Source organism: Mesorhizobium sp. M0239 (assembly GCF_040321815.1).
In the GTDB taxonomy this organism is placed as follows: Bacteria; Pseudomonadota; Alphaproteobacteria; order Rhizobiales; family Rhizobiaceae; genus Mesorhizobium.
The window spans coordinates 1-23,323 of record NZ_JAMYSG010000052.1 but is presented as its reverse complement, the minus strand read 5'-3'; the positions used below and the strand labels follow the sequence as shown (position 1 = coordinate 23,323).

Sequence of the window (23,323 nt, the reverse complement as noted above, 5' to 3'; positions counted from 1 at the left end):
TCGTCGAAACCATCGAGGCAGCCGAATGCAAGAACTACTTCGAAAACGCAGGCTACGCTTCCGTCAAAATATGAAACGCTCTAGTGAATAAGGCAAAATGATCCACAGCGTTTCCAGCGTGAAAGGCACGTCTGGCAGCAGGAAGGTCGGCAAGCTCGACGGCAGTTCGCCGAGGTCGCCCACCGTCCGCACGTCGATGTGAAGCAGCAGCGATAGGGTGGTGAGCACGATGATGCACACCAGAGGCGAGGGCACCGCCTTCGTGATGCGGGGAAACAGATAGATGATGGCAAGGCCGAGACTGATCATCGCATAGGTTTGCCACGGCATGCCGACCAGCTCCGGCAGTTGGGCCATGAAGATCAGAATCGCAAGCGCGTTGACAAATCCGGTCATCACCGAGCGCGACACGAACCGCATCACATAACCCAGCCTAGCGAAGCCGGCCGCGACCTGGACCACGCCGGCCAGAATGGTTGCCGCGAGCAGGTATTGCAGACCATGGTCGCGCACCAGTGTGACCATGAGCACGGCTGTCGCCGCGGTGGCTGCTGAAATCATCGCCGGCCGGCCGCCGGTGATGGAGATAATCGTGGCGATGGAGAAAGAAGCGTAGAGCCCAATCTTGGGGTCAACGCCGGCAATGACAGAAAAACCGATGGCTTCTGGTATCAGCGCCAGGGCGACAACAATGCCCGCGAGCACGTCGCCGCGCAGGTTGCCGCGCCACTCGTCGCGGTAGGTTTTGAATGTGAGCATGGAATTCCGGTCAATCATTTCCAGACCGCGACGGACCGCAGCCCATCATAGTCAGCGCAGATCTGGTTTTGTTGTTGTCCGGCGGATCGGCGGCCGGAAGAGCCACCCGGAATTGCACCGGGTCCATCTTGGATATCTGCACATAGCCGCAAATTTTGGTGCAGTGCAACAAGTCTTTGCTGCACGGCGTAGGCGCTGGCCTCGCTGAAACGGCCGTTTTAGAGAGACCTTGAGCCGCACAAAGAAAAAGCCCGGACGAAACCGGGCTTTTTCTTTAAGTTTCTGAACCGTCGAAGGGTTTGAAACCGGAATTTGGTGCCCAGAAGAGGACTCGAACCTCCACTCCTTGCGGAACACGGACCTGAACCGTGCGCGTCTACCAATTCCGCCATCTGGGCTGGTGCGGGCTCATGTAAGCGGGCAAGCGATGTGTGTCAACGCGCTTTTTTCGCGGTTGCTCCGTTCGCCGGCTCAGTCGTCCAGCACTTCCTTGGACGCGACGGTGGAATCGGCGTTGAGCTGGTAGATGACCGGCACGCCGGTGCCGAGTTCCAGCTTGACGATCTCCTCGCCCGACTTGCCGTCGAGCGCCATGATCAGCGCGCGCAGCGAGTTGCCGTGCGCGGCGACCAGCACGGTGCCGCCGCGCAGCACATGCGGCTGCAGATCGTGCAGGTAATAGGGCCAGACCCGGGCGCCGGTGTCCTTCAGGCTTTCGCCGGCGGGCGGCGGCACGTCGTAGGAGCGGCGCCAGACATGCACCTGCTCCTCGCCCCATTTCTTGCGGGCATCGTCCTTGTTGAGGCCGGAGAGATCGCCATAGTCGCGCTCGTTCAGCGCCTGGTCGCGGATGGTCTTCAGGTCGCTTTGACCGACGGCGTCGAGGATGTGCTGACAGGTCTTTTGCGCCCGGATCAGCGCCGAGGTGAAGGCGATGTCGAATTTCAGGCCGCGCGCCTTGAGCCTCTCACCGGCGGCCTTGGCCTCGGCATGGCCCTGCTCGGTCAGGTCGACGTCGCGCCAGCCGGTGAACAGGTTCTTCAAATTCCATTCGCTCTGGCCGTGGCGCACGAGCACGAGGGTTCTCGACATGTTTGCTCCCTTCAGGTTGGGCAAGTTGGCAGATTGGCCGCTCAGCTGAGGCCGAGCACGTCCCGCATCGAATACAGTCCGGGCTTCTTGCCGTGCGCCCAAAGCGCTGCCTTGACGGCGCCGCGGGCGAAGATGGCGCGGTCCTCGGCATGGTGGGCCAGCGTGATGCGCTCGCCGGTGCCGGCCAGCAGCACGCTGTGATCGCCGACCACCGAGCCGCCGCGCAGCGTGGCGAAGCCGATCGAGCCCGTCTTGCGCACCCCGGTGTGGCCGTCGCGGACGCGCACATCATTGCCGGCAAGCGCAATGCCGCGCCCGGCAGCAGCGGCCTCGCCGAGCAGCAGTGCCGTGCCCGACGGCGCATCGACCTTGTGCTTGTGGTGCATTTCGAGGATCTCGACGTCGAAATCGTCGGCGTCGAGCGCGCGCGCGGCCTGTTCGACCAGCACCGCCAGAAGATTGACACCGAGGCTCATATTGCCCGACTTGACGATCATCGCGTGGCGCGCCGCCGCCGCTATTTTCGCGTTATCGTCGGCTGAACAGCCCGTCGTGCCGATGACATGGACGATGCGCGCCTGCGCCGCGTAGCCGGCGAATTCCACTGTCGAAGCAGGGGTGGTGAAATCGAGCACGCCATCGGCTTTGGCGAAGACCGGCAGCGGATCGCCGCTGATCGCCACATCGATGCGGCCAATGCCGGCGAGTTCGCCTGCATCCTTGCCCAGATGCGGCGAATCCGCCCGCTCGACCGCGCCGATAACTCGAGCGCCTGATATAGAGTGGATGGCACGGATCAGCGTCTGGCCCATGCGGCCGGCAGCGCCCACCACCACAAGGCCCATATCGCTTGCTTCGCTCATGTGCTCCTCACAGCAGTCTTCTTCGCACGCGTGGCCCGGACCGGAGTTTGGATCGGCTTGCTGTCATCGACAAGCCCCAGCCCCTTCTTGCCCTGGATGCGGTGGAAGCGGGAATAGATGCTGTCCGGGTCGGCCATCAGCGTCGCATGGGTGCCTTCCTCGACCAACCGGCCCTCTTCCAGCACGATGATGTGGTCGGCATTGACCACCGTCGATAGCCTATGCGCTATGACGATGGTCGTGCGGCCTTGCATGACTTGGGTCAGCGCTTCCTGGACGCGCGCCTCCGCCTCGTTGTCGAGCGCCGATGTCGCCTCGTCGAGCAGCAGGATCGGTGCCTGGCGCACGATCGCGCGGGCGATCGAGACGCGCTGGCGCTGGCCGCCGGAAAGGGTCGAGCCGCCTTCGCCGACCGGCGTGTCGTAACCTTGCGGCTGCTGGCGGATGAACTCGTCGGCTGCCGCCTGTTTCGCCGCCTGCTCGATCTCGGCGTCCGTGGCCGACAGACGGCCGTAGCGGATGTTGTCGCGGATCGTGCCCTCGAACAGATATGGCGCCTGCGCCACATAGGCGATCGACTGCCGCAGCGAATGCTTGGTTACCTTCGAGATGTCCTGGCCATCGACCTCGATGCTGCCCCGGTCGACGTCGTAGAAGCGCTGCAAGAGCGCCACCAGCGTCGATTTGCCGGCGCCCGACGCACCGACGATCGCCGTCACCTTGCCGGCCGCGGCGGTAAAGCTCAGGTCCCTAAGCACCGGCATGTCGGCGCTGTAGCCGAACGTCACATTGTCGAAACGCACCTCGCCGGTGGTGATCCTCGCCTCGACGGCATCGGGTGCGTCGCCCTGTTTCGGCTCCAGGTCGAGCAACTCGTAGATCATGCGCGCGTTGACCAGGGCACGTTCCATGCCCACCTGTGTGCGCGCCAGGCGTCTTGCCGGATCGTAAGCCATGATCAGTGCGGTGATGAAGGAGAAAACCGCGCCCGGCGGCTGCCCAAGATACAGCGCCCGGTAGCCGGAATAGGCAAGCACGGAGGTGATGGCGAGACCGCCCAGAATCTCGGAAATCGGCGACAGCCGCTCCGAGACGCGAGCGATCTTGTTGTTACGCTGCTCGGCCGTGTCCGCCATGATGCCGATGCGGCGCGCCAGCTCGGCCTCCAAGGTGAAGGCCTTGACGATGGCGATGCCTTGCGTGGCTTCCTGCACGGACCCGTTCAGCCGCGAATTGATCAGGACGGATTCCCGGTTGATACGCCGCAGTCGGCGGGTGATATAGACGACGGCCCAGATCAGTGGAGGGCCGATCAGCAGCGAGCTGAGCGACAACACCGGATCCTGATAGATCATCACGCCGACGAGAGCGACCAGCGTGACCGCGTCGCGGCTGATGGAGGTCAGTGTCAGCGACAGCAGATCGCGAACGCCGCCGACATTCTCGCTGACCTGTGCCGCCAGCCGACCGGAACGCGTATCGTTGAAGAAGTTGACGCCGAGCTTCATCAGATGGTCGAAGCTGCGCTTCTGGTAGCGCGCGACCAGATTGTTGCCGATACTGGCCAACGCGACTGCTTGGCCGTAACCGGCGAAGCCGCGCAGCAGGGAGGCTCCCATGAAACCGGCGCAGATCAACCAGAGCATATCGCCGCGTCGTTCGTAGAATATCTGGTTGATCATCGGGGCCATGATCCACGCCGTGAAGGCAGTGGTGCCGGAAACGATCAGCAGGCAAGAGACGGCGACGACATAGGTCCAGCGATACTCGTTGCCGTTTTCAGCGAGGATGCGGCGGAGCACCGCTGTGACCTCGCCGGGCCGGGCTTTTTGTTTGTTTGGAGCTTGAAGTGTCAAATCGGGAGCGCTTTGTGGTTTTCCGCCTCGTGGGACCGGGGCTGCAAATTCGGCACCCCTCTTAACGCCCTGCGGCCTGATTGCCTATGCCCGCACCTGATTAACTTCGTCGCGGGGGCGCGAGCGCTTCGCTGGCTTTCAGGCCTGCCAGCGCCGGCCCTCGGTCTGGACACCGAACAGCGAGGGGGTCCTGGCATAGGCGGCAAGGCCCAGAAGTGCAGCCAGCGGGTGGATGATGACGTAGACCGGCATGGTGCGCATCATCGCGCTGTGCGGCGCCTTGTCCTCGAAAGCGGCCCGGAAATTGCCGGCTTTCAGCGCCGGCACGATCTTCTGCGCGATGCCACCGGTGAGGAACACGCCGCCGCGGCTCATGAATACCAGAGCAAGGTCGCCTGCGGTGCGCCCAAGGCAGGTGACGAAGATCTCCAGCGCTTCCTCGGCAACCGGATCGGTTTTCGCAAGTGCCGCGGCAGTGATCTCGGCCGGCGTCGTGAAGGGCGACGCCTTGCCGTCCGCCTTGGCCACCGCCCGGTAGACATTGACCAGGCCGCGCCCGCACAGGATCTGCTCGCCCGAAACGCGGCCTTCGAGCTTCTCGATATGCGGAAAAACCTCGAAATCGCGCGGTGTGCGCGGGCCGATGTCCATATGGCCGCCCTCGCCGGGGACCGGTATCCAGTGGTGCAGCGCATGGACCAGCCCGGCGACGCCGAGCCCGGTTCCCGGACCGAGCACGACGCGCCCGGCATTGGGCTCCGGCGTGCCGCCGCCGATCTTTTCCATGTGCTCCTCGCCGAGCGCGACGACGGCCAGCGCCTGCGCCTCGAAATCGTTGAGCACGACGATGTCGCTCAGGCCGAGGCTGGCGAACATTTTCCTCGGCTTGACGATCCAGGGGCAGTTGGTCAGCTCGATCTCGTCGCCGTCGACCGGGCCAGCCACCGCCAGCACCGCCGAATTGGGACGCACCGACGAGCGGTCGAGCACGGCCGCCTGGATCGCCTCGTCGATGGTGTTGTAGTTTGCCGTCTGGACGATGGTCGGCTCGCCAGCCTCGGAATTGGCGTCGAGCACGATCGAAAAGCGCGCATTGGTGCCGCCGATGTCGCCGATCAGGATCGGAAACCGCAGCAAAGTGTCGTCGTCGCCTGTGCGTGGCATGCTCTCGTCCGTCTCCGGCGCCCCCGACGGCATCTGGCCGTTCTTCCGTTGACTAGCGCATGGGTTTGAAAAGGGAAACGGTTTTCGACCCCGGCGGCGCGCTGAGGCCGGCTCTGCGGCCAAACCGCCACGGTTTCGCAAAAATGCGGCGCTGAACCGATTGAGTCTGCCTATAAGCCGTGATCGTCAGTTTCCAGGCGGCCGCGGTCTCGGCAGCGGCACGCCGATCTCGGGCGTCGCCGTGAAAGCGTTCATCGTGCTTGGCAAGCCGGCGGCGGCCGGGGTGGCGGGCAACGAGGGCGCTTCGGGTTCGGGCGCGGCAGCCGCGACCGGCACGCCGCCGCCATGGTAGGTCGCCGCCTCGGCCGACGACGGCCCCGGCGCGTCGAGCACGGCGCGGCATTCGCTCGGCAGGTTCTCCATCGTCATCAGGTCGCGGGCCTTGGGCGCATCGGGGTTCTTGTTGGGGCGCCAGGGCTCCTGCGTGAACCACCAGGCCAGCGGCTTGCCGCAACCGTCATCGTCCGGCGTCGCTTCCTGCGCCTTGCAGCCGGGCGATCCGGGCTGACAGCCGATGCGCATGTGGAAATGATAGTCGTGGCCCCAGAACGGCCTGACCTTACGCAGCCAGAAGCGGTCGCCCTTGACGGTATCGCAGAGCTTTTTCTTGATGCCCGGATTGACCAGGATGCGCTCGACCTGGCTGTAGCTCGCCGCGCGCTTCAAAAGCCTTGTGTGCGCTGGCGTCCACAGCGCGTCCTTCACCAGATGGGTCTTCTCATCGACCATCAAGGTGGCGCTCATCGATTCGCGCTGCGCCATCGACAGCGGGCGGCTGGGCATCGGCGTCAGCCAGATGTCGGCGTCGAGCCCGATCTGGTGCGAGGCATGTCCTGTCAGCATCGGGCCGCCGCGCGGCTGCGAAATGTCGCCGATCAGCAGGCCTGGCCAACCATCGGCCGCTGCGTCGCGCGACAATTTCTCGACTACCGCGATCATCGCCGGATGGCCCCAGCGGCGGTTGCGCGACGGCCGCATCACCTGCCAGGTCGGACCGTCCAAGGGAATGGCGACGCCGCCGGCAAAACAGCCCTTGGAATAGAATCCGATCGACTGCGCCGCGGTGGCGGCCGGCAGTTTCTTGGCGCCGAACAGGTCTTTTGCCCGCTCCTCGGCGCTCGCCGGCTGAACGGCTAACCCAAGCACGGCAAGCAGGCCGACCGCAGCGGCCAACAGGGGCGTTTTGCCGAAAGATGGCCTCATCGCTGTCTTCATGAACCCGGTTCTCCACCGCAATCCCAAGGCCGAATCATAGCACGCCGCGCCCGCGGCTTCGATCGTCAGCGCTTCATCGGGCTGCGCGCTTCGCCGTCACGCCAATCGCCGCTTGCCCACATATGATCGAAGGCGGCGCGGTAGTCGCGAAAGCGCAGGGAATAGCCCGCCGCCTTGATCGCCGCGTTGGCGACACGCTTGTTCTCGCCATAGAAGGACCGCGCCATGGGCGAAAGTTGGGCGGCGTCGAAGGGAATCTCGGGCGGCGGCTCTATGCCCATCAGCGAAGCGGCATAGGCGACGACATCCTGTGGCGGCGCCGGCAGATCGTCGGTGACGTTGAAGATGCCGCCTGTGTTTCCTTCGATGAGTTGCCACAGGGAGCCTGCAATGTCCTCGCAATGGATGCGGTTGAACACCTGGTCTGGCTTGACCAGCCGCCTTGCGGTGCCGTTTTCCAGATTGACCAGCGCGTTGCGGCCGGGGCCGTAGATGCCGGACAGGCGCAGGATCGCCCCCGGTCGGCCGATCTCGCGGCCCAGCTCCAGCCAGTCCTGTTCGGCGGCAACTCGCATCACCGAGCGCTTCGACACCGGCCGGCATTCAGCCATTTCATCAACCCAGGCGCCGTCATAATTGCCATAAACCCCGACCGTAGAGAGATAGCCGATCCATTCCAGCAAAGGCATTTGAGCGATTGCCGCGCGCGCGGCATTCAAAACGGGATCGCCGGCCTCTTCCGGGGCAATCGAAATCAGCAGATGCGTTGTTTTTCCCAATGCATCACCGATTTCGCCGGTCATCGCGCCGTCGAACAGGAGCGGCGCGATACCGGCCTGCCGCAGCGTCTCGAATTTTTCCGGCGAGCGTGTCGTGCCGAAGATCGTCGCGGCGCCTTTGTTAGCCCGAGCAAAAGCCCTGCCGGAATAGCCGGCGCCGAAGATGAAGATCTGCTTTTCGCTCATGCATTCGCCCTGGTTGGCCGCGCCAGACGCCATTCGTCGCGCACGGCTTCGTCGCTCTCGGTTTTCAGGCCGATGGCTGCCCTTTCTGAATATTCGGCGTCGAGCACCAGCCGCGCCAGCGCCCATATTGCCGCGCCCCGCACCAGCGGCGAAGCATCGTCCAGCAAGACGCGCACAGTGTCGGCAAGAGAGGCATCGCCGGAATTGCCGGCGGCGATCAGCACGTTGCGAATGAACCGGTCGCGGCCGATGCGTTTTATCGGCGAACCGGAGAAGAAAGCGCGGAAGGCCACGTCATCGAGACCCAAAAGGTCGGCGAGCGGCGGCTCGCGCAAATCATCGCGCGCGACGAGTTTTGCTTCGGAAGCCGCCCTGGCGAATTTGTTCCACGGGCAGGCGGCAAGACAATCGTCGCAGCCATAGATGCGGTTGCCGATCTTTTCACGGAACTCATGCGGGATCGGCCCCTTGTTCTCGATGGTGAGATAGGAAATGCAGCGCCGCGCATCGAGCCGGTAGGGCGCCGGAAAAGCATCGGTCGGGCACGCGTCGAGGCAGGCGCGGCAGGAGCCGCAATGATCGATCTCGGCGCGGTCGGGCACGAGTTCGGCGGTGGTGAAGATGGTGCCGAGGAACAGCCAGGAGCCGTGCTCGCGGCTGACCAGATTGGTGTGCTTGCCTTGCCAGCCGAGCCCGGCGGCCTCGGCCAGTGGCTTTTCCATCACCGGCGCAGTGTCGACGAACACCTTCACATCACCGCCGGCGCGCGCCACGAGCTTGCCTGCGATCTCCTTCAGCCGCCCCTTCATCACATCGTGATAGTCGCGGTTCTGCGCATAGACCGAGATGGCGCCACGGTCGCGCTTGGCCAGCACGCCGCCCGGATCATGGTCGGGGCCGTAGTTCATCGCCAGCACGACGATCGACCGCACCTGCGGCCACAGTGCCGCCGGTTCGGCCCGGCGTTGCAGCGTCTCGGCGATCCAGTCCATCGACCCGTGAAACCCGTCCGCGACGAATTCGGCCAGGCGCGCCGGCGCCAGCGGGATCGCATCGGGGGAGGTGACGGCGACGGCATCGAAGCCGGCGCGCTGCGCCTCCGCGTCGATCAGCGCGCGCAGTTTCGCGGGGTTAGAAGTCGAGGTCCGCATAGTGCGACACCGGTGACAGGCCACGCACCCGGTCGGTCAAAAGCGGCCGGAAAGAGGGCCGCGACTTGACCCGCGTGTACCACTCGCGTGCAGCGCTGTGCTCGCGCCAGTCGATCTCGCCGAGATAATCGAGCACCGACAGCGTCGCCGCGGCCGCGAGATCGGCATAGGTGACCCTCGAACCGGCCAGCCAATGGCGGGTGCCGGCCAGCCAGTTGGTGTATTTCATGTGCTGGCGGATGTTGGCGCGCGCGGCACGGATCGCGCCCGAATCGGGCGAGCCGCCGCCCGCCGTTTCCGGCATGACCGGCTTCAGCACGCGCTCGCGCACCAGATGGCGGGTAACTTCGCTTTCAGCCTTGTTGAGATACCAGTCGATGAGCCGGCGGATTTCGGCGCGCTGCATCGGGTCCTCGGCGAACAGCCGCTTGTCGCGCTTCAGCACACCGCGCGTTTCATCGAGATATTCCGAAATCACCGTCGCGCCGACGATCGGCACGTCGCCTTCGGCCAGCAGGATCGGCAGCGTGCCGGCCGGGTTCAGCGCCAGGAACTCCTTGCGCCGGGTCCACGGCTTTTCCTCGATCAAAGCCAGCTCCTCGCCATACTCGCCGAATGCGAGGCGGACGAAGCGACAGGTGGCGAACATGGGATGGTGGAAAAGCGTCAGCATGGTTCCGCGATGATAAAGCGCACTGGCGAATCGCAGGGCGCACCGGTAAGTCTTGGCCGCCCGGTTAGCGGGCCGTCAGGGTGTTGCGACCTATAGGGGGACTTCAACGCCATGACAAGCAAGCCCTTCTGTCAGCCGTCACGCCAATGCCGAGGTAGCCATGGAAAGCCAGACCATCGTCGAAGCCCTGCTGCTCGGCCTGCTGGAGGGGCTGACCGAGTTCATCCCGGTGTCGTCGACCGGCCATATTCTGCTTGCCGGTCATTTCCTCGGCTTCCATTCGACCGGCAAGGCCTTCGAGATCCTGATCCAGCTCGGCGCCATCCTGGCGATCCTCAGCGTCTATTTCCGCCGGCTGTGGAAGATGCTGCTCGACCTGCCGCATGACCGGCTGACGCGGCATTTCGCCATCGGCATCCTGATCGCCTTCCTGCCGGCGGCGATCATCGGCGCGCTGGCGCATGATTTCATCAAGACGGTGCTGTTCGAATCGCCGAGGCTGATCTGCATCATGCTGATCATCGGCGGCGTCGTACTGCTGGCGGTGGACCGCATGAACCTCAAGCCGGTCTACCGCGATGTCGAGCGCTTCCCGACCCGGCTTTACCTGCAGATCGGGCTTTTCCAGTGCCTGTCGCTCATTCCCGGCACATCGCGTTCGGGCTCGACCATCGTCGGCGCCCTGCTTTTGGGCGTCGATAAGCGCGCGGCCGCGGAATTTTCCTTCTTCCTTGCGATCCCGACCATGGTCGGCGCCTTCGCCTTCGACCTGTTCAAGAACCGCAACGTGCTGAGCAGCGCCGACCTGCCGATCATCGCCGTCGGCTTCGTCGCCGCCTTCGTCACGGCGCTCATAGTCGTACGCTTCCTGCTCGATTACGTCTCGCGCAACGGCTACTCGCTGTTCGGCTGGTGGCGGCTGGTGGTGGGTATTGTCGGGCTGGCGGCGCTGATGGTTTGGGGGTGAGCTTACCCTCCCCCTTGTGGGGAGGGTAAGCTACTCAATTCCTTCCGTAAAACGCGTTCTCGACATGCACCGGCCAGCGCCAGGGCAGCACCGCGACCATGTCGAAGCGCATCGACAATCTGCCGTAGTCCGCTTGGCGTGACAGCCAGATGTCAGCCGCGCCTTCTATGCGACGCTCCGATTCGTGACCGATCGCCTCCATGGCTTCCATCAGCGTGCGGCGCGCCTTGACCTCGACGAACAGCACCAGATCGCCGCGCCGCGCGATCAGGTCGATCTCGCCGAAGCGTGTGCGGTGGCGGCGCGCAAGAATCCTGTAGCCCTTCATCATCAGGGCTGCCGCCGCCAGCCATTCGCCGCGATGACCGCGTCGATAGGCTTTCAGGCGGCTGGAGCTCGGGCGCTCAGCCACTGTCGCTTTCTCCAGAAATCTCCCTGAGCTCTAGCAGCCGCCGATAGAGCGCCTGTTTCTGGCCGCCGGTCATTTTCGCGGCTTCCGCAGCCGCCTTGGAAGCCGGCATCTCGGCGGCGAGCGACAGCAGCAGGCGGTCGATATCGGCGGGCTCGTCCGCCTTGGCCTCGGCCGGGCCGACGCAGACGACGATCTCGCCCTTCGGCGTATCGGCCGCAGCATAGTGGTCGGCCAGCGCCTGCAGCGTGCCGGTTCGCATCTCCTCGAAGGTCTTGGTCAATTCCCTGCCGATAGCCGCCTTTCGCTCGCCGCCCAGCGCTTCGACCATGGCACCGAGGGATTCGGCCAGCCGACGCGGCGATTCGAAGAAGATCAGCGTCGCCGGCACGGCTTTCAGTGCCTCCAGCCGCGTCAACCGCTGCCCGGTCTTCACCGGCAAAAATCCGGCGAACATGAAGGCATCGGAGGGCAGGCCGGATGCGGTCAACGCCGCAAGCGGCGCCGACGGGCCGGGGATCGGCACGACGCGAATGCCGTGGTCGAGCGCCTCGCCGACCAGCCGGTAGCCGGGATCGGATACCAGCGGCGTGCCGGCATCGGAGATCAGCGCCACGCTCTGCCCGGCCTGAAGTGCCGATATCAGCTTCGGCCCGGCCTCGCCGGCATTGTGTTCATGATAGGCCGTGGTGCGGCGGCGAATGCCGTAGCGCTCGAGCAGCACGCGCGACACCCGCGTGTCTTCGCAGGCGACGATGTCGGCCGCGGCCAGCGTCTCCAGCGCGCGCAGCGTGATGTCGGCGAGATTGCCGATCGGCGTCGCCACCAGATAGAGCGCCGGCTCCAATGGCCGTGCCGCGATCTCGGTCTGCCCGACCACATAGCTGCGCTTGCTCGTCTCTGCGGTCACCGATGACTTCTCCATTCAGCCCTGTTTGGCACGGCTGACGCGGGCTTGCAAAAGCTGACGCCGATGTAAGGAATTCGCCTTTCCTTTGCCACAGTGGGGAACCAAACCGGCGTTGGCAGATTAGCCCCCTGATTCCGGAGGAGGACAGGATGGACAGCCTGAAGATACAGGACGCTTTCGAGCCTTACTATGCCGGCCGCAAGCGCGGTGCCGCGCCCACGGCCAAGCGCCCGCCTGCCAAGACCGAGAACAGCCTGACCAAAGAGCGGACCGCGAGCACCTCGCCGACGAAGGGCAGGCATTCCGACAGCAACAAACCAGACAGCACGACGGAGCACTGACCGGACGATGCCCAATCGCTTCGACATCTTCATCACCCGTCTTGAAACAAAGAATGCCCGCAACGGCGCGCAACTAGCCTCGATAGGCGACCAGCACCGCGCCCGCCGCGATAAGGGCGACGCCAAGCCAATTCGCTCCGGACAACCGCTCGCCGAGAAAGGCCGCGCCAAACACCGCCACAAGCACGACGCTTAGCTTGTCGATCGGCGCCACCTGCGCCGCATTGCCGATCTTGAGCGCCCGAAAATAGCAGAGCCATGAGGCGCCGGTCGCCAGACCGGACAGGCCGAGGAAAGCCCAGGTCTTTCCCGAGATTGTAGCCGGCGACTGGAACTGGCCGCTGGCGAGCAGGATGGCACCGAGCACGATCAGGATGATGACCGTGCGGATGAAGGTGGCGAAATCGGAATTGATGTTCTCGATGCCGACTTTGGCGAAGACCGCCGTCAGGGCCGCGAATGCAGCCGAGAGGAGGGCCCAGAATTGCCAGGAGGATACGGTCAGGTTCATGCCGGTGGCCTTTGCGGATGGCGTCTCAACCGAGATACCGTGAAACGCGTGCCTTCAGAAGGCTAATCAACTCAAGATCCATGAATTCATACTCGTCAGGTATATCGAGGCAGATAACACGGGCCTTCCTCAGGCTGGCCTTGAATTTCTTCTGCAGTTTGGTGCGGTGCGCCTTTTCCATGACGAAGATGAGGTCGGCCCACGCCACCAGATAATGCGTCAGCGGCGTGTCGGCATCGTGGTTGGTCCCCGCCGAGGCCACCTCGATATCCCGGCGCGTTGAAAACACCTGTTCGGCGGTCGGGCTGCGCAAGCGGTTCTGGCTGCATACGAAGAGGACGTTCTTCAAGGGTTAGCGCGCCAGGTCCGCCACTACGGCGTCGAGCACGATCATACCGGCCGGCGTGGCGCGCAGGCGCGAATTGCCGATCGGCGCTACCAGCCCCTCTCCCTGCAGCATCGACAGTCGCGCGCTCGACAGGCCGCGTCCGGAGAACGCTTCGTAGCGGGAGAGGTCGATGCCTTCGGCGAGCCGCAGGCCCATCAGCAGGAATTCGTCGGCCTCTTCCGAACGCGTCAGGATTTCGCCGCCGGTGACGCCATGGCCCTTGGCCTCGACCAGATTGGCCCAGGTTTCCGGCATCCGCTCGGCGATCGTCACCGTGCGGCGACCATTTTCGACGAAGCGGCCATGCGCGCCCGGCCCGACGCCGACATATTCGCCATAGCGCCAATAGGTGAGGTTGTGCCGGCTCTCGGCGCCCGGCCTTGCGTGGTTGGAGATCTCGTAAGCCGGCAAACCATGCGCCGATGTAATCTCCTGCGTCAGCGCATAGAGGTCGGCGGCGTGGTCATTGTCGGGAATGATGAATTTCTTTGCCGCGTGCAGGGCGTGGAAGGGCGTGCCTTCCTCAATGGTCAGCTGGTAAAGCGACAGATGGTCGGCGGCATGGCCGATCGCCTGTTCCAGCTCCGATGCCCAAGCCTCCGGCGTCTGGCCGGGCCGGGCATAGATGAGGTCGAAGGACAGCCTTGGGAATATTTCCCGCGCGAGGCCGATGGCGTGCAGCGCTTCCTCGACATTGTGCAGCCGCCCGAGGAAGCGCAAATCCTTGTCATCCAGCGCCTGCACGCCGAGCGACACGCGGTTGACGCCGGCTGCCCGGTAGCCGCGAAAGCGTTCGGCCTCGACCGAGGACGGATTGGCCTCCAGCGTCACCTCGATGCCATCAGGCACAGTCCAGTTCTTCGCCACGGCGTCCAGAACCCTGGCCACGGTTTCCGGCTTCATCAGCGACGGCGTGCCGCCGCCGAGAAAGATGCTGGTCACCTCGCGCAGCCCGGTGCGTTCGCGCATCGTCGCCAGTTCGGCCTCGAAGGCGGCGGCAAAGCGCTCCTGGTCGACTGGCTGGTGGCGGACATGGCTGTTGAAGTCGCAATAGGGGCATTTGGCCGCGCAGAACGGCCAATGGACATAAACGCCGAAGCCGGGCGTCCGGTCGAGCAGCATGCTCATGGCGAGCCCAATCTCGCTTTGGCGAACTTCTGGAAGGCGCGAGCGCGATGCGACAGCGCCGTCGGCTGGCCGGGCTTCCAGCCGTGCTTTTCCTCGGCCGTCATCTCACCAAAAGTCTTGTCGAAGCCGTCGGGGAGGAAGACCGGGTCGTAGCCGAAGCCGAGTTCGCCGCGCGGCGGCCAGACCAGCGTGCCTTCGGCCTCGCCGCGATAATATTCCGCCTCGCCGTCGGGAAACGCCAGGCAGATGACGGCGACGAAGCGTCCCTTGCGCTGTTGCGGCAAGGCCGCGCCGACTTCCTGCAACGCCACTTCGGTGCGCTGCATGGCCATGCCGAAATCGCGCGATCCATCCGGGGTTTCGGCCCAGTTGGCGGTGTAGACGCCGGGCGCGCCGTCGAGCGCGTCGACGCACAGGCCGGAATCGTCCGACAGCGCCGGCAGGCCGGTCGCCTTGGCTGCGGCGAGCGCTTTGATGTAGGCGTTCTCCTCGAAGGTGGTACCGGTCTCGTCCGGTTCCGGCAGGCCATACTCCTTGGCCGATTTCGCTTCGAAGCCGAACGGCCCCATCAGGTCGGCGAATTCGCGCAGCTTGCCTTCATTGTGGCTGGCGACGACGATCTTCTTTCCGTCGAGAGAATGCATCAAAGGCCCCAGATTCGTGGCTCGGCGAATTCGATCGAATTGCCCGAGGGGTCGCGTGTATAGATCGAACGGCCGCCCTGCGGCCATTCAAATTCGCTTTCGATAGCGATGTTCTTCGCCTCGAGATGCGCTTTCCAGCGCACGATTTCGTCGGCGGTCGCAGCAAAGCAGAGATGGCCTTCGCCGACCGTGCCGTGCGGCGGCACCGGCAGCCTGGCGTCGGACGCCGGCGGGATTTTGGTCGCCTCGGCGTTGAAGACGAGCAGCACGCCGGGGCCGCAGCGGAAGAAGAGATGCCGGCCGGCCACCTTGCCGAGGAGGGGGAGGCCGAGGATGTCGGTGTAGAAGGTTTCCGCTGCGGTCAGGTCGCTGACGTAGAGAGCTGATTCAAGGATGGCAGAGGGCATCACGAGGCACCCCCCTCTGCCCTGCCGGGCATCTCCCCCGCAAGGGGGGAGATTGGCAGCCTCCGCATCGCCGCGCCCTTTGCAACGTTAGAGATTAGCGAAGCCCGAAACGACATCCGATCTCCCCCCTTGCGGGGGAGATGCCCGGCAGGGCAGAGGGGGGTGTTCAAGCTCGGCATTTAATCCTAAGCCACTGCCATCTGCTGCAAACTCACCAACCGCTGGATGCCTTTCTTGGCCAGGCCCATCAAGTCCGCGAACTGCTCTTCGGAGAAAGGCTCGCCCTCGGCGGTGCCTTGGATCTCGACGATGCCACCCTTGCCGGTCATGACGAAATTGGCGTCGGTGCCGGCCGCGGAATCCTCGATATAGTCGAGGTCGATAACCGGCTGACCGTCATGGATGCCGCAGGAGATCGCAGCGACATGGTCCTTCAGCACCTTGGCGACGCTGGCCATCTGGCGCGCTTCCATCCAGCGCAGGCAGTCATACAGCGCCACCCAGCCGCCGGTGATCGATGCGGTGCGGGTGCCGCCATCGGCCTGGATGACGTCGCAGTCGACGGTGATCTGCTGCTCGCCCAGCGCCTGCAAATCGACCACGGCGCGCAGGGAGCGGCCGATCAGCCGCTGGATTTCCAGCGTGCGGCCGCCCTGCTTGCCGGCCGAAGCCTCGCGGCGCATGCGCTCGCCGGTCGAGCGCGGCAGCATGCCGTATTCGGCCGTCACCCAGCCCTTGCCGGAATTGCGCATCCAGCCAGGCACTTTTTCCTCAAGGCTGGCCGTGCACAGGACATGCGTGTCGCCGAACTTCACCAGGCACGAGCCTTCGGCATGCTTGGAGACGCCGCGCTCGAAGGAGATGGCACGCATTTCGTCGAATTGGCGTTTGGAAGGGCGCATTCAGGCTGCTTTCTTGTCATTTTTCGGAATCTTGGCCGGCTTGTAACCGCATGGGACGCGTGGCGCAAAGGAAAATGGCCTGACGATCTGACGCAGACACCGGGTGATCTCACACAGACACCGGGTGATCTCACAAAGACACCGGGTTGCGCGGGTGCAGTGTAAGTCTATATCGTTGGGCCGGAGGTTTTTGGCCGTATGACCAAGGCAGTCGATCCCGCTTCGCAGTCGCCCGCGCTTCAGTCGCTCGATATGCGTTCCCGCGACATCTTCCGGCGCATTGTCGATTCCTACCTCAGGGACGGTGAACCGGTGGGCTCGCGCAGCCTGTCGCGTATCCTGCCGTCCTCGCTGTCGCCGGCGACCATCCGCAACGTGATGAGCGATCTCGAGCATCTCGGCCTGATCTACGCGCCGCACATCTCGGCCGGCCGGTTGCCGACGCAGGCCGGCCTGCGTTTCTTTGTCGATGCCTTCATGGAGCTTGGCGACCTTTCCGACGAGGAGCGCCGCGCCATCGAGGCACAGGTTCGGGCGTCCGGCTCGGGCGCGACGCTGGAGCACATGCTGACCGAGGCCAGCCAGATGCTGTCGGGCATGTCGCGCGGCGCCGGCCTGGTTCTGGCCGCCAAGAACGAGGTGGCGCTGAAGCACATCGAATTCATCCAACTCGAACCGACCAAGGCGCTGGCGGTGCTGGTGTCGCAGAATGGCGACGTCGAGAACCGCGTCGTCGAGCTGCCTGCCGGCATCACCGTCTCGCAACTGCACGAGGCCTCAAATTTCCTCAACGCCCATATACGCGGCCGAACGCTTGCCGAGGCGCGGATCGAGATCGCCCGCATCAAGGAAGAGACCAGGGCCGCGCTCGACACGCTGTCGCAGGACCTGGTCGAGAAGGGGCTGGCGGTGTGGGCCGGCGCCGACAGTGGCCTGCCGGCACGGCTCATCGTGCGCGGGCGCGCCAATCTGCTCGAAAACGTCACCGCCCAGGCCGACATCGAACTGCTGCGCCATTTGTTCGAGGACATGGAGACGCAGGACGGGCTTATCCAGTTGCTTGACCTCGCCGAAGAGGGATCGGGCGTGCGCATCTTCATCGGCTCGGAAAACAAGCTGTTTTCGCTGTCGGGCTCGTCGCTGGTTGTCGCGCCCTATCGCGACAAGGATGCCCGCGTCGTCGGCGCGCTCGGCGTCATCGGCCCGACCCGGCTGAACTACGCGCGCATCGTCCCAATGGTCGACTATACGGCGCAGCTGATTTCCCGCATGCTGCGCTGAGCTGATCCAACCGAGGAGACGATGATGGCGCTCGAAGAATTCAAGGCCCGGATCAGCCTGCTGCTGGAAGAGATGGTCAACCAGCCGGAAGACCAGCACGAGATCCAGGAGCAGTTGCGTGAAAAACTGCAGGAAATGCGCGCCATGGGATTGCCGCTGCCGGCTGACCTCGTCGAGTTGGAAAAACGCCTCGACGACGATTTTTACGCCGCCGGGACCTGAGCCGGGAAACCGGAAGCTTCCTCCACCTCATCGTGTGCCGTGGAACGATCGACGAGACCGCTCGTTCCTGTTCTCACGCCCAAACATTGGAGGACCGAATGATGCGTTTTGCCGGCCCCGCAATTTCCGCCGCACTGTTTCTCTCGACCGCTTCATTCGCCCAGCAGGCGGACGATCCGGTGCTCAAAGGCGCGGCCGCATTCGGCGACTGGCGAGCGGACAAGCCGGGCACACGCCGCCTGATCAGACCGGACGATCTGCCTAAGCCCTATGCCACCCGGTCGACCTCGAACAGCGCCGGCGTTGCGGACATGCCGGCAGACGCGAAGCTGCAACTGCCGCCGGGGTTCTCGGCCGAGCTGGTTGCATCGGGCATCGACAATCCACGCGTCGTGCGCGTCGCGCCGAATGGCGACCTGTTCGTCGCCGACAGCGAGGCCAACCAAGTCCGCATCTACCGTCTGGCCGAAGGCAGTGCGAAGCCTGCGCAGGACGGCATCTTTGCCGGCAATCTCAACCAGCCCTATGGTATTGCCTTCTATCCGCCAGGCGCTGACCCGCAATGGGTCTATGTCGCCAATAGCGACAGCATCGTGCGTTTTGCCTACCGCAATGGCGACCTGAAGGCCTCCGGCGATCCAGAAACCATCGTCGACAACATCCCGGCCAATCACCACTGGACCCGCGACATCGCTTTTTCGCCGGACGGCAAGACGCTTTATCTGTCGGTCGGCTCGGGATCGAATGTCGCCGAGGACATGGGCCAGGAGCCGAAGGGCGGACTCGACGCCTGGGCGGCGTCGCAGGCGCTCGGCGCGCCATGGGGATCCGAAGATGGCCGCGCCGATGTGCTGGCCTTCGATCCCGATGGCAAGAGCGGCCGCATCTTTGCCACCGGCCTGCGCAACTGCTCGGGCATGACCGTGCAGCCGGCGACCGGCGCGCTGTGGTGCGTCGTCAACGAACGGGATGCGCTTGGCGACAATGTGCCGCCCGAATACGCGACCGTGGTCAAGGACGGCGCCTTCTATGGCTGGCCGTGGTATTATATCGGCGACAATGAGGATCCGCGCCACAAGGGTGAGCGCCCCGATCTTGCCGGCAAAACGACCGTTCCCGATGTGCTGATGCAGGCGCATTCGGCGCCGCTCAACATCGCCTTCTACGATGGGAAGAGCTTTCCGGCCGAATACAAGGGCGATGCTTTCGTCGCTCTGCACGGGTCATGGAACCGCGGCAACCGGACCGGCTACAAGGTGGTGCGGTTGCTGTTCAAGGACGGCAAGCCAACCGGCGAATATGAGGATTTCATCACCGGCTTCGTCGTCTCGAACGGTGAGGTCTGGGGGCGGCCGGTCGGCGTGGCGGTGGCCCTGGATGGCGCGCTGATCGTCACCGAGGACGGCAACGGCACCATCTGGCGTGTCACCCATGGCGACGGTCGTTCCTGAGCGCAGTTCGCACAGGCGTGGTGCAATCGAATCCGAGTTTCAGGGAATTCACGCCCGCCGGACTTTGTGCGATAGGATGCCGTGATAGCAGCGTCGCGCAAGGCCGCAACCATGACCCTCACCGGATTCCTCGCCTACAGCGCCGCTCTCGGCATCGCCGCCGCGATTCCTGGTCCCGGCATCACCGCGCTGGTCGCCCGTGCGCTCGGCTCCGGCTTCCGCTCGTCGCTGGCGATGTCTTTTGGCCTGATGGTTGGCGACATCACCTATCTGACCGCCGTGGTGCTTGGCCTCGCCTTCGTCGCCCAGAGTTTCGGCATGGTTTTCCTCGCTATCAAATGGCTCGGCGTCGCCTATCTCGCCTTCCTCGGCTGGCGCTTCTGGAACAGCGGCATCACGCCCGAGACCGTCGAGGCCAGAAAAGGCAAGGGCGGCTTGCTGTCGAGCTTTGCCGCCGGCCTGACCCTCACGCTCGGCAATCCGAAGACGATGATCTTCTATCTCGCCATCACGCCGACCATCGTCGACCTGAAAACCATCACGCTGGCCGACTACGGCATTCTCGTCGCGCTGACGATCGTCGTGCTTCTGGTGGTGCTGGTGCCGTATCTGGCGCTGGCCGCCAAGGCGCGCTGGTTCCTGAAGTCGCCGCGCGCGCTCAAGGCGCTGAACCGTACGGCTGCCGGCTTCATGGTCGGTGCCGCTGCAGCGATTGCCGCCCGCCAATAGCGGGCTTTCGGCCAAAGCATTTCGCAAACAGGCCTTTGCGGGAAATGCTTTTCCGAGACGGCACTGTTTTAGACACAGGTCTCACTCGGATATTTTCAATCGACAGTCTATCTTGCGCGGTCGAAGGTCCTATGTTGCCCGCAAATCCACTTGCCTGAAATTCTGGGAGCGAAACCAATGAACAAGCCCACCACATCAGCCCGCGTGCCCGGCCGCGGCCGCGTCTACGATTCCATCACCGACACGATCGGCGATACGCCTCTGGTGCGGCTCGACAAGTTCGCTCGGGAAAAGGGCATCGTCGCCAATCTCATCGCCAAGCTCGAATTCTTCAATCCGATCGCCTCGGTCAAGGACCGCATCGGCGTGGCGATGATCGAGGCGCTGGAGGCGTCAGGCAAGATTTCTCCCGGCAAGACCACGCTGATCGAACCGACGTCGGGCAACACCGGCATCGCGCTTGCCTTCGCCGCTGCCGCCAAGGGCTACAAGCTGATCCTGACGATGCCCGAAACGATGTCGATCGAGCGCCGGAAAATGCTGGCGCTGCTCGGCGCGGAGCTAGTGCTGACAGAAGGCCCGAAAGGTATGAAGGGCGCCATCGCCAAGGCCGACGAACTGGCAGCGACGATCCCCAACGCGATCATCCCGCAGCAGTTCGAGAACCCGGCCAATCCGGAAATCCACCGCACGACGACGGCCGAGGAAATCTGGAACGATACGCATGGCGAGGTCGATATCTTCGTCGCCGGCATCGGCACCGGCGGCACCATCACCGGCGTCGGCCAGGTGCTGAAGAAGCGCAAGCCCTCCGTGCATGTCGTCGCCGTCGAGCCGGACTCCTCGCCGGTTCTGTCGGGCGGCCAGCCCGGCCCGCACAAGATCCAGGGCATCGGCGCCGGCTTTGCGCCCAAAATCCTCGACACGACGATCTATGACGAGATCGTCAAGGTGTCGAACGAGGATTCGGTCGCCAATGCCCGCCTCGTCGCCCGCCTCGAAGGCGTGCCGGTCGGCATCTCTTCGGGCGCCGCCCTGCAGGCGGCCATCGTCGTCGGCTCGCGGCCGGAGAACAAGGGCAAAAATCTTGTGGTGGTCATCCCGTCCTTCGCCGAGCGTTACCTGTCGACAATCCTGTTCGAGGGGCTGGGATCGTAATCCGACGCTTCTTCGTGACCAAGCTGGCCCGCTGAAAAAACGCCCGTGGCCGCCATGGGCGGCTTGAGCGCCACACCGCTTCCGGTTCATATTTCCCCCGGCCTGCTTTGCGCGGGCCGGGGGAGAATTTCATGTACAAGCTTTATACCCGTCCCGGCAGCGGCGGCTTCGTGGTGGAGGCGGCGCTGGCGCTGGCCAATGTACCATTTGAGCAGATCGACGTGCCGAAGACCGACCGGCCCGATCCCGCCTTCCTCGACATCAGTCCGTTGAACCAGGTGCCGGTGCTGACCCTGCCGGACGGAAGCTCGATGACCGAATCGGCAGCGATCTGCATTGTGCTTGCCGAGCGCCACCCCGACGCCAATTTGGCGCCGGGAGCAGAAGCGCCTGCCCGCGCGGATTTCCTGCGCTGGATGGCCTTTATGTCGTCTGTTCTCTATTCGGCAGTGCTGCGTTTCTACTACGCATACCGCTACACGGCCGATCCCGAAGGCACCAAGGCGGTCAAGCTGGCGGCCGTGGCCGAGATGGACCGCGGCTTTGCCGTTCTCGATGCCGCGCTCGAGGGCCGTGACTGGCTGGTCGGTGACCGGATGTCGCTGGCCGACATCTATCTGGTCATGCTGGTGGCCTGGCATCCCGACATCGACAGCGCGCGGACGGCATGGCCGAACATCGAACGCCTGTGGGCGCGGCTGCGCGACCATCCGCTGATGAAGACGCTCAACACCTCGCACGAGATGTGGCCGGGCTGAAGCTCAATTTCTGAGCACCGCCCGTTTTCCCTGCAGGAACCGGCGCACCGCCGGGTCTCGCTCGAGGCCGATCGCCCGGTCGTAGGCTTCGCAGGCTTGCGGTACCTGACCAAGCCTGGCCAGGAGACCGGCGCGTGCGGCCCAATAGGGCTGGTACTCGTCAAGCCGCTTGTCGTCGCCCAGCACGTAAAGGGCCGCCAATCCGGCCACTGCGCCCTCGGCCTCGGCGATCGCCACCGCGCGGTTTATCGCCACCACCGGCGATCCTGCGATCGAAAGCAGCGCGTCGTAGAGTTCCTGGATCGCCACCCAGTCGGTGCGGCCGGTGAACCTTCGTGCCGCATGCGCGGACTGCACGGCCGCCTCAAGCTGGTAACGGCCGATGACGCCCTTGGACGCGGCGTGGGAAAGCAGCGCCTCCGCCTCATCGATGAGGGCGCGGTCCCATAGAAGGCAATCCTGTTCCGCCAGCGGCACGAAGTCGCCTTCGGCACTGCGCCGTGCGGCGCGGCGGGACTCAGCAAACAGCATCAGCGACAAGAGGCCCAGTGCCTCCGGCTCCTCCGGCAACAGCGAAGCCACCAGCCGGCCGAGCCAGATGCCTTCGGTCGCCAGGTTGCGGCGCCGCGTTTCGGTGCCCGCCGGGTCGGTCCAGCCTTCGGCGAAGGCGGCGTAGATCGCTTCCAGCACCGCATCCAGCCGTTCCCCGAGTTCGGCCCGCTCCGGCACGCGGAACGGAATGCCGGTTTCACGGATGCGGGACTTGGCCCGCACCAGGCGCTGGCCCATGGTTGCGGGCGAGACCAGGAAGGCGGAGGCGATCGTCGCGGCGTCGAACCCCAGCACCGTCTGCAGGATAAGTGGCGAGCGTACGCTCGATTCGATCGCCGGATGGGCGCAAGCGAACATCAGCCGCAGCCGATCGTCGGGCAGATCTTCCTCGGTCATGCGTGCCTCCGCCTCCTGCGCAATCAGCTTGAGATGCTCGCGGCCGGCCTCGCTGGTGAGCCGCCGCCGCACCGCATCGACGCGGCGCCGCCGCGCCACCGCCAGCAGCCAGGCTTCCGGCTTTTCCGGCACGCCGGTTCGCGGCCAGCGCTCGAGGGCGGCGGCAAAGGCATCGGCCAGCGCGTCCTCGGCGGCGGCCACGTCGCGCGTGCGGGCCGCGAGCCAGGCGACCAGCTTGCCGTAGCTCTGCCGCGCGGCCCCCGCGGCGGGCCCCCCCGCCGAGGACGGCGGCCCGGGCCGAACCGGGATTTTTTGGGGGAGTTGTGGGGGCATTAACCCCAAGGCCGCGAATAGCCCCGGGCCGGGGGGGG

At 64.6% G+C, this 23,323-nt stretch carries 25 protein-coding genes, 1 tRNA gene, 1 pseudogene and 1 other annotated feature; of the genes and pseudogenes, 8 read left to right on the top strand and 19 right to left on the bottom strand.

Annotated elements, in window-relative coordinates:
- Window positions 1-84: 84 nt before the first annotated feature.
- The 10 genes and pseudogenes from NKI99_RS32275 to NKI99_RS32230 all read right to left on the bottom strand — a co-directional run.
- Window positions 85-759, bottom strand: a pseudogene (locus NKI99_RS32275) (SulP family inorganic anion transporter); the annotation flags it as partial.
- A gap of 72 nt (window positions 760-831) precedes the next feature.
- Window positions 832-887 (bottom strand) — a sequence feature (sul1 is cis-regulatory element that is thought to sense ions involved in sulfur or methionine metabolism; They are found in Alphaproteobacteria).
- 185 nt (window positions 888-1,072) lie between these two features.
- A tRNA-Leu gene (locus NKI99_RS32270) sits at window positions 1,073-1,157 on the bottom strand.
- 73 nt (window positions 1,158-1,230) lie between these two features.
- On the bottom strand, window positions 1,231-1,851 hold the full coding sequence (locus tag NKI99_RS32265) for a 2,3-bisphosphoglycerate-dependent phosphoglycerate mutase (protein ID WP_128305275.1): 621 nt from the start codon (window positions 1,849-1,851) through the stop codon (window positions 1,231-1,233).
- Window positions 1,852-1,892: 41 nt separating this feature from the next.
- Window positions 1,893-2,714, bottom strand: coding sequence for a 4-hydroxy-tetrahydrodipicolinate reductase (dapB, locus tag NKI99_RS32260; RefSeq protein ID WP_352613497.1), 822 nt, complete (start codon window positions 2,712-2,714; stop codon window positions 1,893-1,895).
- Window positions 2,711-4,570, bottom strand: a complete 1,860-nt coding sequence (locus tag NKI99_RS32255; protein ID WP_352442639.1) for an ABC transporter ATP-binding protein — start codon at window positions 4,568-4,570, stop codon at window positions 2,711-2,713. Before NKI99_RS32255 ends, dapB begins: the two co-directional genes overlap by 4 nt.
- 138 nt (window positions 4,571-4,708) lie before the next feature.
- The gene (locus NKI99_RS32250) at window positions 4,709-5,734 is read right to left on the bottom strand and encodes a glucokinase (protein ID WP_128305278.1); all 1,026 of its coding nucleotides are present in this window, start codon (window positions 5,732-5,734) and stop codon (window positions 4,709-4,711) included.
- Between the two features lie 186 nt (window positions 5,735-5,920).
- Window positions 5,921-7,009: a penicillin-insensitive murein endopeptidase gene (mepA, locus tag NKI99_RS32245; protein ID WP_352613496.1), complete on the bottom strand. Its 1,089-nt coding sequence runs from the start codon at window positions 7,007-7,009 to the stop codon at window positions 5,921-5,923.
- Window positions 7,010-7,074: 65 nt separating this feature from the next.
- A complete protein-coding gene (locus NKI99_RS32240) occupies window positions 7,075-7,974 on the bottom strand; it encodes an SDR family oxidoreductase (RefSeq protein ID WP_352613494.1) in 900 nt (299 codons plus the stop codon).
- Window positions 7,971-9,125: a tRNA epoxyqueuosine(34) reductase QueG gene (gene queG, locus NKI99_RS32235; protein WP_352613492.1), complete on the bottom strand. Its 1,155-nt coding sequence runs from the start codon at window positions 9,123-9,125 to the stop codon at window positions 7,971-7,973. Before queG ends, NKI99_RS32240 begins: the two co-directional genes overlap by 4 nt.
- Window positions 9,106-9,798: a glutathione S-transferase family protein gene (locus tag NKI99_RS32230; RefSeq protein ID WP_013528622.1), complete on the bottom strand. Its 693-nt coding sequence runs from the start codon at window positions 9,796-9,798 to the stop codon at window positions 9,106-9,108. Before NKI99_RS32230 ends, queG begins: the two co-directional genes overlap by 20 nt.
- 160 nt (window positions 9,799-9,958) lie before the next feature.
- Here NKI99_RS32230 and NKI99_RS32225 point away from each other — a divergent pair, with 160 nt between their 5' ends.
- Window positions 9,959-10,765 carry an undecaprenyl-diphosphate phosphatase gene (locus NKI99_RS32225; protein ID WP_352613490.1) on the top strand — a complete coding sequence of 269 codons (807 nt, stop codon included), beginning with the start codon at window positions 9,959-9,961 and terminating at the stop codon, window positions 10,763-10,765.
- Between the two features lie 34 nt (window positions 10,766-10,799).
- Here NKI99_RS32225 and NKI99_RS32220 read toward each other — a convergent pair whose 3' ends face one another.
- Window positions 10,800-11,177, bottom strand: a complete 378-nt coding sequence (locus NKI99_RS32220) for a YraN family protein (RefSeq protein ID WP_128305282.1) — start codon at window positions 11,175-11,177, stop codon at window positions 10,800-10,802.
- Window positions 11,170-12,099: a 16S rRNA (cytidine(1402)-2'-O)-methyltransferase gene (gene rsmI / locus NKI99_RS32215; RefSeq protein ID WP_128305283.1), complete on the bottom strand. Its 930-nt coding sequence runs from the start codon at window positions 12,097-12,099 to the stop codon at window positions 11,170-11,172. The genes NKI99_RS32220 and rsmI overlap by 8 nt, the downstream gene beginning before the upstream one ends.
- A gap of 134 nt (window positions 12,100-12,233) precedes the next feature.
- On the opposite strand from rsmI, the gene NKI99_RS32210 reads away from it, so the two are divergent.
- Window positions 12,234-12,425: a hypothetical protein gene (locus NKI99_RS32210; protein ID WP_023814163.1), complete on the top strand. Its 192-nt coding sequence runs from the start codon at window positions 12,234-12,236 to the stop codon at window positions 12,423-12,425.
- A 73-nt stretch (window positions 12,426-12,498) separates the two neighbouring features.
- On the opposite strand, the gene NKI99_RS32205 is transcribed toward NKI99_RS32210, so the two are convergent.
- From NKI99_RS32205 to rph, 6 genes are all read right to left on the bottom strand, one after another.
- The gene (locus tag NKI99_RS32205) at window positions 12,499-12,936 is read right to left on the bottom strand and encodes an EamA family transporter (RefSeq protein WP_023814162.1); all 438 of its coding nucleotides are present in this window, start codon (window positions 12,934-12,936) and stop codon (window positions 12,499-12,501) included.
- Between the two features lie 25 nt (window positions 12,937-12,961).
- Window positions 12,962-13,285: a low molecular weight protein tyrosine phosphatase family protein gene (locus NKI99_RS32200; protein WP_023814161.1), complete on the bottom strand. Its 324-nt coding sequence runs from the start codon at window positions 13,283-13,285 to the stop codon at window positions 12,962-12,964.
- A 3-nt stretch (window positions 13,286-13,288) separates the two neighbouring features.
- Window positions 13,289-14,452 (bottom strand): radical SAM family heme chaperone HemW, encoded by a 1,164-nt coding sequence (hemW, locus tag NKI99_RS32195; RefSeq protein ID WP_352613488.1) that lies wholly within the window; start codon window positions 14,450-14,452, stop codon window positions 13,289-13,291.
- A complete protein-coding gene (gene rdgB / locus NKI99_RS32190; RefSeq protein ID WP_352613486.1) occupies window positions 14,449-15,096 on the bottom strand; it encodes an RdgB/HAM1 family non-canonical purine NTP pyrophosphatase in 648 nt (215 codons plus the stop codon). The genes hemW and rdgB overlap by 4 nt, the downstream gene beginning before the upstream one ends.
- Window positions 15,096-15,506 (bottom strand): VOC family protein, encoded by a 411-nt coding sequence (locus NKI99_RS32185; RefSeq protein WP_352613485.1) that lies wholly within the window; start codon window positions 15,504-15,506, stop codon window positions 15,096-15,098. Before NKI99_RS32185 ends, rdgB begins: the two co-directional genes overlap by 1 nt.
- Window positions 15,507-15,688: 182 nt before the next feature.
- Window positions 15,689-16,405, bottom strand: coding sequence for a ribonuclease PH (rph, locus tag NKI99_RS32180; RefSeq protein WP_013528632.1), 717 nt, complete (start codon window positions 16,403-16,405; stop codon window positions 15,689-15,691).
- 198 nt (window positions 16,406-16,603) lie between these two features.
- Here rph and hrcA point away from each other — a divergent pair, with 198 nt between their 5' ends.
- From hrcA to NKI99_RS32150, 6 genes are all read left to right on the top strand, one after another.
- On the top strand, window positions 16,604-17,686 hold the full coding sequence (gene hrcA / locus NKI99_RS32175) for a heat-inducible transcriptional repressor HrcA (protein ID WP_027040272.1): 1,083 nt from the start codon (window positions 16,604-16,606) through the stop codon (window positions 17,684-17,686).
- A 24-nt stretch (window positions 17,687-17,710) separates the two neighbouring features.
- Entirely contained in the window at window positions 17,711-17,908 is a 198-nt protein-coding gene (locus NKI99_RS32170) for a hypothetical protein (RefSeq protein WP_023814156.1), read from the top strand.
- Between the two features lie 98 nt (window positions 17,909-18,006).
- Window positions 18,007-19,359, top strand: coding sequence for a PQQ-dependent sugar dehydrogenase (locus NKI99_RS32165; protein WP_352613483.1), 1,353 nt, complete (start codon window positions 18,007-18,009; stop codon window positions 19,357-19,359).
- A 111-nt stretch (window positions 19,360-19,470) separates the two neighbouring features.
- Complete coding sequence (locus NKI99_RS32160; RefSeq protein WP_352613481.1) at window positions 19,471-20,088, top strand: LysE family translocator; 618 nt, start codon at window positions 19,471-19,473, stop codon at window positions 20,086-20,088.
- Between the two features lie 177 nt (window positions 20,089-20,265).
- A complete protein-coding gene (gene cysK / locus NKI99_RS32155; protein WP_352613479.1) occupies window positions 20,266-21,246 on the top strand; it encodes a cysteine synthase A in 981 nt (326 codons plus the stop codon).
- Between the two features lie 131 nt (window positions 21,247-21,377).
- Window positions 21,378-22,004 carry a glutathione S-transferase family protein gene (locus NKI99_RS32150; RefSeq protein ID WP_352613477.1) on the top strand — a complete coding sequence of 209 codons (627 nt, stop codon included), beginning with the start codon at window positions 21,378-21,380 and terminating at the stop codon, window positions 22,002-22,004.
- 3 nt (window positions 22,005-22,007) lie between these two features.
- Here the strand turns inward: NKI99_RS32150 and NKI99_RS32145 are convergent, their stop codons facing one another.
- Complete coding sequence (locus tag NKI99_RS32145; RefSeq protein WP_352613499.1) at window positions 22,008-23,285, bottom strand: RNA polymerase sigma factor; 1,278 nt, start codon at window positions 23,283-23,285, stop codon at window positions 22,008-22,010.
- Window positions 23,286-23,323: the final 38 nt, after the last annotated feature.